The organism is Xenorhabdus sp. BG5 (assembly GCF_015163665.1).
Classification (GTDB): Bacteria; Pseudomonadota; Gammaproteobacteria; order Enterobacterales; family Enterobacteriaceae; genus Xenorhabdus.
This window is the reverse complement of sequence record NZ_JADEUG010000007.1, coordinates 98,039-112,176: the sequence shown is the minus strand read 5'-3', so window position 1 is coordinate 112,176 and position 14,138 is coordinate 98,039. Positions and strand designations below refer to the sequence as shown.

The window sequence follows — 14,138 nt, the reverse complement described above, 5'->3', positions numbered from 1 at the left end:
TTTATGCCATTTGTGAACATCAGAATTACCCGCGAAGGCGCCACCGCTGAGCAGAAAAAACAACTGATTGAAGGTGCAACCCAATTGCTGGTCGATGTACTTGGGAAAAACCCGGCAACAACTTTTGTGATCATTGACGAAGTAGAAACAGATAACTGGGGAATTGGGGGTAAAAACGTGACTGAGTTACGGGCTGCCGCGAAGAAGTGAGTTAAGGGTTTCAAAAAACCTTGATCATTTAAATCAGGGCGGGTTAACCCGCCCTGATATTTGGTATAGCTATCTTACTCTTCTTTTCCCATCAACGGATCACTGATGCTATGCTCACCATTTTCCAGTCGGCCAGCCAAGCGGCGGTGCCATCCTTTCGGCCCCGCCAGTGAAATATCGTACCAGCCACCACTGATGCGGGTATCAAAAGCCTGGCTGTGACGGCTTCCCGCTGGCATTTTAATGCACCACGGTCCCTGCAATGTATAAGGACAACGTTCTATGATGATCTCCACCGTTTTGTCGCCTGGGTTGTTCAGTTCCAGTTGCAGGCAAGTATCATTCATGATTTGACTCACTTCTGGCTGCCGCTGTGTCAGTGAACCACTCAGCGCACGGTGAAAGCCGTTGGGCCCTAGCAACCAGAGATCATAGTTATCTGCCGTCTGCCAGTCATCACTGAGCGACTTTCCCACCTCAACAGTGTAACGCCGCGGGATCTCATCCAGATGTCGCTTATCGTAAACATGAAATACCACACCCTGTTCGCCCGTGTTATGAAAGCTCAGTGTCAGTAATCCCTTATCAGGGAAAGCCGAGACTTCAACATTAAGTCGGTAAGGCAACGCGCGGGACGGGCGAACCCGTCGCCGTTGATACGGCAATTGCTGCTTTCCAGCCTCCGGTAACGGCACCGGTGGTAACGCTTCCTGGCTCCGGCGCAGGTTGTCTGCTGTCTGTCGCGTAATGGCAGGCAAACGAGGCACTTCATTGTTGGGATTGACAAAGTTGAACGCTGAAGTGAGGTCACCGCACACTGCACGCCGCCAGGCGCTGATATTCGGCTCGCGTACCCGAAAGCGTTTTTCCAAAAATTGTAGGACTGAGGTGTGGTCGAATACCTGTGAGTTAACCCAACCTCCACGACTCCAGGGTGACAAGATCAGCATCGGTACTCTCGGCCCAGGACCATAAATGCGCCCGTCTGGTGGCGGCTGCTGATGCGATCCCTCTGGGGCGACGTGTTGGAAGATTTCCGTGTCGAAGGGGAGCGTGGACTTGCCGGCGAAGCTACCATCTTTCCGTAGCGACGGTGCGGAGGGTGAAGGCATGTGGTCAAAAAAACCATCATTCTCATCGAAATTCACCAGCAATACCGTTTTGCTCCACACCTGCGGGTCATCTGTCAGCGCATTGAGGATCGCCTGAATGAACCAGCCCCCCTGCACAGGGCAGGAAGGCCCTGGATGCTCACAATAGGCTTCCGGTGCGACGATCCAGCTTACCTGCGGCAATCTGCCCTTCTTCACCTCGGCGCGAAATCCAGCCACTATCGTTTCCAGATCGTCACCACTGGCAGCCGGCAGAGTATTGCCGTTGCCCTTATACAGTGGAATTTTCTCATTAAGCTCATCACTGTAAGGTACAAAGTCGTGGAAATCTTCCGGTGGCTGTGCCGGATTACCGGCCTCTACACTGGCAGCACGGTACTGGCGGAAACCAGCCAGCGGGTTATCACCGAAGTTGTCCGGTAGGTATTGATAAATTTTCCAGCTAATCCCGCTCTCCTCCAGTCGTTCCGGGTAGGTTTTCCATGTATATCCTTCCTCTGGAGGACCAGGGGAGTCCCATTCGTTGATCACTGTGGCAACGTTAGCGGCACTGGGACCGTTGGTGCCGGTCCAGTGGAACAGACGATTGGGATCGGTACCGGCATGGATCGAACAGTGGTATGCGTCACACAGGGTGAAGGCGTTGGCCAAAGCAAACTGGTACGGCAGCTCGGTCTGGCAGTAATAGCCCATTGAGTTTGTCGTTTTATAGGTTGGCCAGGCACTCATACGGCCATTGTCCCAGGCGGAGTGTTCATCACCCCAAGAATGAGGCGTACCTCTAACCCGCTGTGCATTACCGCGTCGGCTATCCAGATAATAAGGCAAGACCAGCCGCCCATGTCCCTGCTGCTGCCAAATGTTGCGACCACCGGAGAGTGGAATGGTGATACGGTCGCTAAAGCCGCGGACGCCAGGCAACGTGCCGAAATAATGGTCGAAGGAGCGGTTTTCCTGCATCAGAATCACCACATGTTCTACATCATCAATAGTTCCAGTACGGTTATTGGCGGGTATGGCTAGCGCCTTGCGAATCGAGGCGGGCAGTAATGAACTCGCTGCTCCAATCGCAGCTGCTTGTAATATTTTTCTGCGTGAAAAGTCAGGCATAGGTTTTTAACCTCCTGAGACGTGTTTTGAAAAGAGTCTCGAGGGTAATACCCCAATATGACTGGGAAATGAAACCCGATTACCCGTTCCCCCTCTTACTCCCCATCATTCACTGTTTTAGGCTCTTTCGGTTTCTCCGGCTGTGGCCCCGGTCTCATAATTTGATTAAAGCTATTTTTGATTTGATTAACATCAACCGTCGCTTCACCTTTTGGTTGCACCAGAATAAAAGAGATTTCCTGAGACAGCATCTCTTGCAGCTTTTTATTCAGAAGTTGTGGTGTCAGGGAGGTCAAAAACGCTTGCCTTAACCGCTGGAATTGTTCAGGAGCGATATCTATCACATTATTTTGCTGTGACAACAGACGTTGGTTTATCAAAATATCGGTATCCGTGCGGGCATACATGGCAAATAGTTGCTGGAGTTGCCCCCGCTTCTGAGCATAGAGTTCATCAAATTGTGTCTGAGGCAATCCATTTCCCCGCAATGATGACAGTTGGGAGGCCAGATAAAGCGTGGACTCCATCAGCTTGTCCGTAGGGGAATCCAGATTTAAGGAGCAGTTCGCCCGCTGGTATAGCACACGACAATCCAGGCCTAATTGCATGTCATCCTGTTTGTCTTTAAGCCCCAATTGCAGGTAACGATAAAGCGCTTCACGCGTCAGGTCATTTAACCAGTACTGCATCAAGGTTTGCGAATTGTTAATCGGCAACCAGTTCAGGTTCCAGGTCAAAGACAAGCGATCTTGTTTGGCCTTCTCACTCACTACGCCAATCGTTGCGGCTTTCAGCGGCAGCAAGGTAGGAACAGGCTCTGGTGTCTGCCGTTTCCCCTCCAATGAGGCAAAGGCCCGATTAATTCGCTCTGACAGTGATCGATTGTCAACATGCCCTGCGACATACAGCGTCATCGCATCCGGCGTGTACCACTGATGATAAAAATTTTCGACTTTTTTTACATCGACAGGCTCTGATACGGGCATCCCTGGGTCATGATCGATAAGCGTTGAACCTTGCAGGCGCATACGCCACACGGGATCTTGGATATCAGATGGGAAAGTCGTTACAAGATGTTCATCCCCTTTTATGGCCTGTGCCAGTGTCTCTGGTGTAAATACTGCACCACCAGCAATGTCGGATAACCATATCAATGCATCTTGCAATAGATCGGGACGATTATTTGGCAGGCTCAGACTGTAAAGGGTGAAATCATAGGAAACAATGGCAGGCGGAAAGCCATTTTTAGTATCTATCGCCATATGCCACAGGTTTTCCAGTTTCTGCGATGATAAATCTTTGCTACTGGATAAGACGATTTTCGGAATCAGGTAGGTATAGCCCCGTTGTTGGGTTTTCTCAGACAATGAGCCGGTCTTTACCAATAACCGCAACTGCACTCTGTCATTAGGTCGCTGTGGTGTTTGCAGGATTTGCCAGCTAAATCCATTTTCAAGTTTGCCTTGTTGCCAGGCTGGATCAGGTTGCAAGGTTTCAGCCTGTGCCAAACAAGTTGTAGCCAGAATCGCACCACCAATAAGATATCCGATTTTGTTACCCTGCATTCTCACTTACCCCTACCTGTTTAATTTTATCCTGCGAAACCTAAGACAATCATTCATCCCTGAATATTATCATCAAGGATTAGACTGTTATTCGTCTTGTAAGGTTTCATTTTGATGGTGTTTTCTGCTTATTAACCTGACGATTATAGCCTTTTACCAGCAACCCCAACTCATCATCCTGATGGCTTTTAGGGCAAGACATAGTCACTGGCGGTTGTTCTTCATTCAGTTCCCGCGCAACATCGCGCAATGGATGGATGATAATGCGATTTACGCACCAGCTTATCGACACCGTAAGAATAAGTGCGAGTAATAAATAAGTGGTCAACATTAATGCAAGTGTATTCAAGGCAAAACGATATACCCGATTGGAATCAACCTGCAAAATAAGGTGTCCCTGTGATTGTGCTGTTTTTGGCGCAACACCATAAACATAGAGAGGGATATTGACCTCAACAGGAATACCAAAAACCTTCTTTGCCAGTTCAGGTATGGGACGATGAGTGGCAAAATCCAGGCTCATTACCCGAACGCTATCAGGTAATAACACATCGGCCCGTCCCAGAATGCCTGAGGTCTTCAACCCAATCAACAGCGTTTTCGCTTTATTGAGATCTGAACTCAACAACGCTTCCGCTAAAGGTGTCTGGATCTGTACGGCCGCATTGTTAAGCTGACTGATATAGTCATCTTTCCGCTGCTGTAATAGGTGGGATAACTGGATGGTGATGAAAATGGCAATGGTAACCAAAGTGACTCCTGTCACTGCGGCCATCTGTTTAATGGTTAACGAACGTTTGACACGCAATTTCATCTTATCCAAACCAATACCAACTAATAATGAAAAACACCGACCAATACATCTTAATAATTGAGTGAGTATACTTGATTTTACTTGCGGTCGTCTTATTTTGATGAATGGCAATGCAACAGAGAAAATGACCGGGATATAACGGCATCAAATAAAGCGATGGTATAACGTTAACCGTCGTTCAGAAGATGTCAAACGTTATACCTCGGTCAGATATGATTAGGTGGATGGGTTTCCATCCTGTTCGACTGCGAAACACGCGATCAGTTGTTCGCCATATTGCGTTAACTTAGGCTGGAATTGGGTACATTGGCTAAATGCGCGACGACAACGAGCAGCAAAAGCACACCCCGCTGGCGGATTCATCGGGCTTGGCAGCTCTCCCGTCAGCTTAATGCGTTCACGACGCAGCTCAGGATTCAGGCGAGGTGTGGCTGACAACAACGCCTGGGTATAAGGATGGCACGGATTGTTGAAAATCATTTCCTTACTGCCTTTTTCCACACAGCGTCCCAAATACATCACCATCACTTCATCAGCAATGTGTTCGACGACCGAAAGATCATGGGATATAAAGACGTAAGACAATCCCAACTCCTGCTGTAAATCCATCATCAGGTTCAGAACCTGCGCCCGCACTGAAACATCCAATGCTGAAACGGGTTCATCTGCAATTACCACATCCGGGTTTAACATTAACCCACGAGCAATGGCGATACGCTGACGCTGACCACCAGAAAACATATGGGGATAACGTGCATAATGTTCCGGTTTTAGTCCTACTTTCTCCATCATCTGTAAGACTTTTTCCTTGCGTTCACTCGCAGTCAGTGCAGTATTAATCAGCAACGGCTCTTCCAGAATCTGCCCCACTTTTTTACGGGGATTTAAGGACGCGTAAGGATTTTGAAATACAATCTGGATTTTCTGGCGACGAAGTTTTTCTGCTTCTTTATTTGGCACCAGGAGATCTTGTCCCAGATAATAAAGTTCCCCATCAGTTGGTTTTTCAATCATGGTCAACAGGCGGCCCAAAGTGGATTTTCCACAGCCCGATTCGCCGACAACCGCCAACGTCTTGCCTTTTTCCAGTTCAAATGAGACACCATCTAATGCCTTAACCATACGCTCAGGCGAGAACAAACCTGTTTTCACCGGATAATATTTCTTCAATTCAGTGGCTTGCAGTAAAGGCGCTGTCGCCTTTTCTTGTTCCCTGTTTTGTTGAATGTTCATAGTGTTGGCCTCCCCTCATCATCCAGTGACATGTGACATTTAACCTGACGCCCTCTCATTGATTTCAACGGAGGCTCCTCCTGGCGACAATGCGCATTAGCATAAGCACAACGCGGGTTGAGCAGACATCCCATTGGGCGATCATATCTTCCGGGAACAACGCCGGGCAGTGATGCCAGACGGGATTTGTCCACCGCAAATTCCGGCAATGCTCGCAATAATGCTTGTGTATAAGGATGACGTGGCGCGCGGAAGATTTCCGTTGCCTTACCAATTTCCACCACCTGCCCAGCATACATCACAATAATATGATGCGCTGCTTCTGCCACCAGCGCCAAATCATGGGTGATCAAGAGTAATGCCATGTTTTCCCGCTGCTGCAATTCCAGCAACAACTCGATGATTTGCGCCTGAATGGTGACATCCAGAGCTGTCGTCGGTTCATCGGCAATCAGGAGCTTCGGACGACACGCGATAGCCATCGCGATCATCACACGCTGGCTCATCCCTCCCGATAATTGATGCGGATAAACATCCAGACGAGAGGCCGGATCGGGAATACCCACTTGAGTCAATAAGTCGATTGCCCGCTGATGTCGCGTTTTTCGATTGCCACCCTGATGGACTTTCAAGGCTTCCATAATCTGATAACCGACGGTGTAGCACGGGTTCAAACTGGTCATGGGATCTTGGAAAATCATCGCGACTTCCGCTCCCACCAACTGCCGACGCTCTTTTTCTGAAATTTTGGTCAGGTCACGGCCACCGAACTCCATTTTTTCGGCCATCACTTTGCCCGGATAATCAATCAGCCCCATAATCGCCAATGAACTGACGGACTTACCTGAGCCAGATTCTCCCACAATACCGACAACTTCTCCCTGCTCAACACGGTAGCTAATACGGTCAACAGCGCGGAATGGTGCATCTTCATCCCCGAAATGCACCGATAATTGGTCTATATTCAATAATGCCATTTCACAATCCCCCTACTGCTTGAGCTTGGGATCAAGTGCATCACGCAACCCGTCACCCATCAGGTTAAATGCCAGAACTGTCAACAGGATAGCCAGCCCCGGAAAGGTCACAACCCACCACGCACTCTGGGTAAATTGCAAAACATCGGCCAACATAGTTCCCCATTCTGGAATGGGTGGCTGTGCCCCCATTCCCAGAAACCCTAAGGCCGCCATATCAAGAATAGCGTTAGAAAACCCTAATGACGTTTGCACAATCAATGGAGCAAGGCAGTTTGGCAGGATATTGATGAACATCTGGCGTATGGCTCCCGCACCAGCGACTTGGGAAGCCGTCACATAATCGCGGTTAACTTCCACCATTACCGCCGCTCTTGTCAGGCGGATATAGTGAGGCAAGGCAACAAAAGTCAGTGCCAATGACGCATTGACAATCGATGGGCCAAAGATCGCCACCAGCACTAATGCCAGCAACAGGCTTGGTAAGGCCAACATAATGTCAACGATACGCATGATAATGGTATCTACCACGCCACCGAAATAGCCGGCCAATACGCCCAGAATGATGCCCATGATGAGTGACATCACCACAACCAGACAACCAACCAACAATGAAAGGCGGGCGCCATACATTAGACGGGACAAAATATCGCGCCCAACATCATCAGTACCCAGAATAAATTGCCAGCTTCCACCTTCCTGCCATACCGGAGGCATTAGCAAGGAATCACGAAACTGTTCTGCCGGACCATGTGGCGCTAATACCCCCGCCAATAATGCAACCAGCAGCATCAGGATAATATAGACAAGGCCTATCACCGCGCCTTTGTTACGCTTAAAGTAGTGCCAAAATTCCTGTATCGGCGTCATTAATTTCGGTGCACCCGATACGACAGGCTCAGTTGTTTGAGTCATCATGTGCTCCTATTTCTTATGACGAATGCGCGGATTGACGATGCCATACAGCAAATCAACCACCAGATTGACCAGAATAATCATGGTTGCCACCAACAATACCCCGCCCTGTACCACTGGATAATCGCGACGTTGCAGGGCATCTATCAGCCAACGCCCTAATCCTGGCCATGAGAAAATGGTTTCGGTCAGAATGGCACCCGCCAACATGATGCCCACTTGCAAACCAATTACCGTGACTACGGGTAACAAGGCATTACGCAGCGCATGGACGATAATGACACGAATACGACTCAACCCTTTTGCCCTGGCAGTGCGGATATAATCTTCACCCAGCACTTCCAGCATGGAAGAACGTGTCATACGCACAATAACGGCTAACGGGATCGTCCCCAGCACAATGGCGGGCAGGATCATATGCATGACAGCATCGGTGAAATCACCTGTTTCGCCCCAAATCAGCGTATCGATCAGCATAAAACCCGTCAGGGGATTGCTGTCATCAAGAAACACACTATCACCGATTCGGCCAGAAACAGGAGTTAAGTTCCAGTGAACGGAAACCAGCATGATCAGCATGATCCCCCACCAAAAAATTGGCATCGAGTAGCCGGTCAATGACAAACCAATCGCTGTGTGATCAAAAACAGAACCCCGTTTGACGGCCGCCAATACCCCGACAGGAATACCGACAGCGATGGCAAATAACATGGCACAGATACCCAATTCAAAAGTCGCTTTAAAACGTGGAACAAACTCATCCCACACCGGAATGCGGCTTTTCAATGAGATCCCCAAATCACCATGCAATACGCCATTGATGTAATGGAGATATTGCTCCCAGAGAGGCTTATCCAACCCCATTTCAGCCAGTAATTGGGCATGACGCTCAGCAGAAATACCTCGCTCTCCCGCCATAATCAGCACGGGATCACCAGGTATCATGTGCACAAATGCGAAAGTCAGCAGCGTAATACCAATAAACGTCGGGATCACTAATCCCAGACGTCGGAGGATAAATTGCAGCATATCCTGAGTTCCCTTTTTAAATACCAGTGCGGCTCTTCGGACCGCTTGGTGTCTACAGAGTCGACTTACCCATCAGAGAAGCGAAACCATCCCCACAGAAAGTTCTGGGGGATGGTTAATCACAACAGCTCAACAGCAAGAATTATTTGAGATCAACGTCATAGAAAAGATGTCTGCCTAGTGGATCAACCACATATCCTTTCACTTCTTTACGAACTGGTTCATAAACCGTGGAATGGGCAATGATCAACGCAGGAACTTGTTCATGCATGACAACCTGCGCTTGCTTATAAAGTTCTGTACGCTTGTTAACGTCAGCAGTTGTACGCGCGGGTTGGATAGCATCCTCAAAGGGTTTGTAACACCATTTTGAATAGTTAGAACCTTTCTCTTTAGCGGCACAACTAAACAGGGTTCCGAAGAAGTTATCAGGGTCACCATTGTCTCCTGTCCACCCAAACAAAACAGTCTGCGATTCACCATCTTTGGCTCGTTTCAGGTATTCACCCCATTCATAGCTGACAATCTTAGCTTTGACACCAATTTTCGCCCAATCAGCCTGAATCATTTCCGCCATACGACGGGCATTCGGATTATATGGACGCTGTACTGGCATCGCCCACAGATCGGTTTCGAAACCATTCGGGAAGCCGGCTTCTTTCAACAATTCCTTAGCCTTGGCGGGATCATAAGAGTAGTCTTTGATATCTGTGTTATAGCCCCACATGGTAGGCGGGATCAGGTTCTTCGCTTTCTGCCCAGCGCCCTGATAGACAGCGTCAATGATGGCATCTTTATTCACTGCCATCGCCAATGCCTGACGCACTTTCACGCTATCCATTGGCGGCTTGGTGACATTGAAAGAAAGATATCCCACATTCAAACCAGCCTGTTCCGTCAAGACAATATTTTTATCCTGCTTCATGCGGGATATATCCGCAGGATTGGGATACGGCATAACCTGACATTCGTTTTTCTGTAATTTTGCATAACGTACCGAAGCATCAGGCGTAATAGAAAAAACTAGGCGGTCGATTTTTGCTGGCCCTTCCCAATAATCTTTAAATGCCTTATAGAGAATTCGGGAGTCTTTTTGGTATTGCACGAGTTGGAATGGACCTGTACCAATTGGATTCAGGTCAACTTTCTCAGGCGTTCCCGCTTTCATCATCACATCAGCGTACTCCTTGGACAGAATAGAAGCAAAATCCATCGCCAGATTAGCGATAAAAGGTGCTTCAGGGCGTGACAGGACAAAGCGAACGGTATAATCATCGACTTTTTCTATTTTGCTGATGATATTCCCCATATCCATACCGATGAAATATTCATAGCTGCCCCCCGACACCTGATGGTACGGATGATTTTTATCTTTCTGGCGCATAAAAGTAAAAATCACATCATCAGCATTAAAATCACGGGTAGGTTTGAATTCCTTATTGCTATGCCACTTCACTCCTTTGCGCAAGTGGAAGGTATAAACCTGACCATCGTCACTCACATCCCAGCTTTCGGCCAGACTTGGAATGACGTTAGTTGTACCTGCTTTAAAATCCACCAACCGATTATAAATCGGTCTGGAAGTTGCATCATAAGTTGTACCAGAAGTGAATAACTGTGGGTTGAAACCTTCAGGAGAGCCTTCAGAGCAGTAAACCAACGTTTTTGCTTGAATGCTAGCTGTCACAGCCAGTGCGACAAAACCGACACCCAGTTTTAGCAAACTGAACTGTTTTTTCTTGGAAATTGTCATTACTTGAACCCCGTTTGTGATATTTAGCTTGTTTTATTGTTTTTCGCTTATCAATTAATCAATTGTTATGCCTGGCGTCAACATCATCAAACACAACACCAGAAACATAAGAAAAACACAAAAGAAAAGAATTATTAACAACCATGGTTAAAAAACATGACAAGAAGCACGTGAAATAGACAAAATAACTAAAAATTAAGCAAATAATAAGAATTAATCTCTGGTGATGATAATTTTGAATTTGTGACCGAATGGTCAAACAATAAGCAGCATGGCTTATGAAAGGGTGGGAATTTATAACAGCATAATAAATAGAGAAAAATAATTATTCCTTATGCCCAGTTTCTTTCTGAAATTACCAATATATTACTTAGATGAACATTAGTGATGATATTTTGCTCAAAATTGGCTACAATATAACCTTAGCTAACTTAGCTAATGGAGAGAAAGCATGACTATTCAAGCCAATATGCACGAGGCGAAAACACACTTGAGCCAACTGGCAGATAAAGCTGTTGATGGTGAAATTGTTATTATTGCTAAATCTGGAAAACCTTATGTCCAGCTAGTCCCTATTAATCAATCAGATAGAATACCTGGAGGATTCGAAAATACTGTCAGCATAGATGAACCATTTTACGAAGCTGATCACGATATACAGGAAATGTTTGAAGGATCTTTATGAAACGGCTTTTATTAGATACCCACACGCTGATCTGGTGGATAACGGATGATCCCTCTTTAGGCAAAATGACAAGAAGTATACTCAGTAAAGGGACAAATAGCGTATTTGTCAGCGCAGTGACACCTTGGGAAATTTCGATAAAACGTGCATTGGGAAAACTAAAGTTCAATGCTGATTTCGATATTATCTTGGAAAAAAATAATTTTATTCCTTTATCAATAACACATGCTCATGCAGAAAGTGCGGGTGATTTACCACGTCATCATGGAGATCCTTTTGATAGGATGCTCATTGTACAATCTCAAATGGAAGGGTTAACACTGGTTTCTGCTGACACTGTCTTTTCGGAATATGGCATTCGAATCATTAATGCCCGACTGTAGACTTGTGAGAAAATAGTAAACTATTTTAGTTAATATATATTTATTTGATATATAAGAAAAAACCCCGCTCATAAGAGCAGGGTTCTATAGATGCTGGTCGGCGAGAGAGGATTCGAACCTCCGACCCACTGGTCCCAAACCAGTTGCGCTACCAAGCTGCGCTACTCGCCGAAAACGAAGCGCATCTTACTGCCAGAGCCACAAACCGTCAATACCTTTTTCAAGATAAGTGATTGTTTGATGATAAACCATCCAACATGGCTGTTGTGGCCGATATTACTGGAGCAGGGAAATATCGGCCACACGCAAGAACAGGTCACGCAATTCACTTAATAGCGTCAAGCGATTGACCCTGACTTGGCTGTCTTCATCCATAACCATCACATTGTCGAAGAACGCATCCACCACTTCACGCAGGGAAGCCAATTCAACCAACGCCTCCTGATAGTTGCCTTCGGCAAACAAAGGAGCCAGTTTTTCTTTCAACACCACCAAGTGTGTCGCCAGTTGGATCTCTTCTGCTGCTTTCAATACGGAAGCAAGGACAGTGTCATTCAACGGTTCTGCTGATTTCGCCAGAATGTTGGAAACGCGCTTATTGGCCGCTGCCAAAGAAACGGCTGCATCCAAGGTGCGGAAATGGGTAACTGCTTGCATACGGGCATCAAAATCCGCCGGTTGAGTCGGACGACGCGCCAATACCGCCTGAATAGTATCAACGCTATACCCCAGCTCTTGATACCAGGCGCGGAAGCGACCAAGCATAAACTCAACCACATCATCCACTACTTTTTCGTTGGTCAGCTTGTCGCCATACAGACGCACCGCTTCTTCTACCAATGTCTGGAGGTCAAGAGGCAATTTCTTCTCAACGATAATGCGCAGAACACCCAGGGCCGCACGGCGCAAAGCGAACGGGTCTTTATCCCCTTTCGGATGCTGACCAATCCCGAAGATCCCAGCCAAAGTATCCATTTTATCTGCAATGGCAACGGCACAGGAAACCCCTGTTGATGGCAATGCATCACCAGAGAAACGTGGCTGATACTGCTCGTTCAGTGCCAGTGCCACATCTTCGGCTTCCCCATCATGACGCGCATAGTGCATTCCCATCACGCCCTGCGTGTCGGTGAATTCAAACACCATGTTGGTCATCAGGTCACATTTGGACAATAGCCCCGCACGAGTCGCATGATTGACATCTGCACCGATTTTTTCCGCAATCCAACCAGCCAAGGCTTGAATACGATCTGTTTTGTCACGCAAGGTGCCCAATTGTTTCTGGAACAACACGGTTTCCAAACGCGGCAAGTTGTCTTCCAAACGCTGCTTACGGTCAGTCTTGAAGAAGAATTCCGCATCCGCCAGACGTGGGCGAACCACTTTTTCATTACCTGAAATAATTTGCTGAGGATCAGAAGATTCAATATTGGTGACAAAAATAAAGTTCGCCATCAATTTGCCGGCCTTGTCGTAAACCGGAAAATATTTCTGGTCACCTTTCATGGTATAAACCAACGCTTCAGCAGGAACTTGCAGGAATTTTTCTTCGAATTTCGCCGTCAGTACAACCGGCCATTCCACCAGCGAAGCCACTTCTTCCAACAAACTGTCGCTCAGATCCGCTACACCACCAAGCTGCATGGCAGCCTGTTCGGCATCACGCTTGATCATCGCCTTACGTGCTTCGTAATCCGCGATAACCCGACCACGCTCCTGCAAAATAGCGGGATACTGCTGTGCATTCTCAAGGGTAAATTCCGCCTCACCCATAAAACGGTGACCACGAATGATGCGATCCGATTGAATCCCCAGAATTTCGCCTTCAACCACTTCACTATCCAGCAGCATAGTGACTGTATGTACCGGACGCACAAACTGAGTCTGTTTATCGCCCCAACGCATCAACTTAGGGATCGGCAACTTACTCAGAGAATTGCTCACCATGTCCGCCAGCAGCGCTTTTGCTTCGCGGCCTTTAACTTGAGCACGATAAAGCAGCCATTCCCCTTTATCCGTTACCATGCGTTCAGCCTGATCAACGGTGATACCGCAACCACGCGCCCAACCTTCTGCGGCTTTGGTTGGTTTACCTTCTGCATCGAACGCCTGAGCAATCGCAGGGCCACGCTTTTCAACTTCACGATCAGCCTGTGCTGCCGCCAAATTGGCGACTTTCAGCGCCAAACGACGAGGAGCCGCAAACCAGCTAACTTCACCATGACCCAGATTGGCATTATTCAGTTCGGCTGCAAAATTGGCCGCAAAAGACTCAGCCAATGAACGCAGTGCCTTTGGTGGCAACTCTTCTGTGCCGATTTCCACAAGGAAAGTCTGTTGAATCATGATGGC

12 protein-coding genes and 1 tRNA gene are annotated in these 14,138 nt (G+C 47.5%); 3 read left to right on the top strand and 10 right to left on the bottom strand.

The window, feature by feature from the left end; genetic code table 11:
* Positions 1-3: 3 nt before the first annotated feature.
* A complete protein-coding gene (locus IQ209_RS06015; protein ID WP_045957420.1) occupies positions 4-210 on the top strand; it encodes a 2-hydroxymuconate tautomerase family protein in 207 nt (68 codons plus the stop codon).
* A 74-nt stretch (positions 211-284) separates the two neighbouring features.
* On the opposite strand, the gene IQ209_RS06010 is transcribed toward IQ209_RS06015, so the two are convergent.
* From IQ209_RS06010 to dppA, 8 genes are all read right to left on the bottom strand, one after another.
* Complete coding sequence (locus IQ209_RS06010; RefSeq protein WP_193849908.1) at positions 285-2,432, bottom strand: phosphocholine-specific phospholipase C; 2,148 nt, start codon at positions 2,430-2,432, stop codon at positions 285-287.
* A 95-nt stretch (positions 2,433-2,527) separates the two neighbouring features.
* Positions 2,528-3,997: a pitrilysin family protein gene (locus IQ209_RS06005; RefSeq protein ID WP_193849906.1), complete on the bottom strand. Its 1,470-nt coding sequence runs from the start codon at positions 3,995-3,997 to the stop codon at positions 2,528-2,530.
* 106 nt (positions 3,998-4,103) lie between these two features.
* Entirely contained in the window at positions 4,104-4,811 is a 708-nt protein-coding gene (locus IQ209_RS06000; protein ID WP_193849904.1) for a HAMP domain-containing protein, read from the bottom strand.
* Positions 4,812-5,027: 216 nt separating this feature from the next.
* The gene (gene dppF / locus IQ209_RS05995; RefSeq protein WP_193849902.1) at positions 5,028-6,044 is read right to left on the bottom strand and encodes a dipeptide ABC transporter ATP-binding subunit DppF; all 1,017 of its coding nucleotides are present in this window, start codon (positions 6,042-6,044) and stop codon (positions 5,028-5,030) included.
* Positions 6,041-7,021: a dipeptide ABC transporter ATP-binding protein gene (dppD, locus tag IQ209_RS05990; protein ID WP_193849899.1), complete on the bottom strand. Its 981-nt coding sequence runs from the start codon at positions 7,019-7,021 to the stop codon at positions 6,041-6,043. The genes dppF and dppD overlap by 4 nt, the downstream gene beginning before the upstream one ends.
* Positions 7,022-7,033: 12 nt before the next feature.
* On the bottom strand, positions 7,034-7,936 hold the full coding sequence (dppC, locus tag IQ209_RS05985) for a dipeptide ABC transporter permease DppC (RefSeq protein WP_193849897.1): 903 nt from the start codon (positions 7,934-7,936) through the stop codon (positions 7,034-7,036).
* A gap of 9 nt (positions 7,937-7,945) precedes the next feature.
* Complete coding sequence (gene dppB / locus IQ209_RS05980; protein ID WP_193849895.1) at positions 7,946-8,965, bottom strand: dipeptide ABC transporter permease DppB; 1,020 nt, start codon at positions 8,963-8,965, stop codon at positions 7,946-7,948.
* A gap of 142 nt (positions 8,966-9,107) precedes the next feature.
* Entirely contained in the window at positions 9,108-10,718 is a 1,611-nt protein-coding gene (gene dppA, locus IQ209_RS05975) for a dipeptide ABC transporter periplasmic-binding protein DppA (protein ID WP_193849893.1), read from the bottom strand.
* Between the two features lie 451 nt (positions 10,719-11,169).
* Between dppA and IQ209_RS05970 the strand changes: the two genes are divergently transcribed.
* Positions 11,170-11,403, top strand: a complete 234-nt coding sequence (locus tag IQ209_RS05970; RefSeq protein WP_193849891.1) for a type II toxin-antitoxin system Phd/YefM family antitoxin — start codon at positions 11,170-11,172, stop codon at positions 11,401-11,403.
* Positions 11,400-11,786, top strand: coding sequence for a type II toxin-antitoxin system VapC family toxin (locus IQ209_RS05965; protein ID WP_193849889.1), 387 nt, complete (start codon positions 11,400-11,402; stop codon positions 11,784-11,786). Before IQ209_RS05970 ends, IQ209_RS05965 begins: the two co-directional genes overlap by 4 nt.
* Positions 11,787-11,880: 94 nt before the next feature.
* Here the strand turns inward: IQ209_RS05965 and IQ209_RS05960 are convergent.
* Positions 11,881-11,957 (bottom strand) — tRNA-Pro (locus IQ209_RS05960).
* Positions 11,958-12,062: 105 nt separating this feature from the next.
* Complete coding sequence (gene glyS / locus IQ209_RS05955) at positions 12,063-14,132, bottom strand: glycine--tRNA ligase subunit beta (RefSeq protein ID WP_193849887.1); 2,070 nt, start codon at positions 14,130-14,132, stop codon at positions 12,063-12,065.
* Positions 14,133-14,138: the final 6 nt, after the last annotated feature.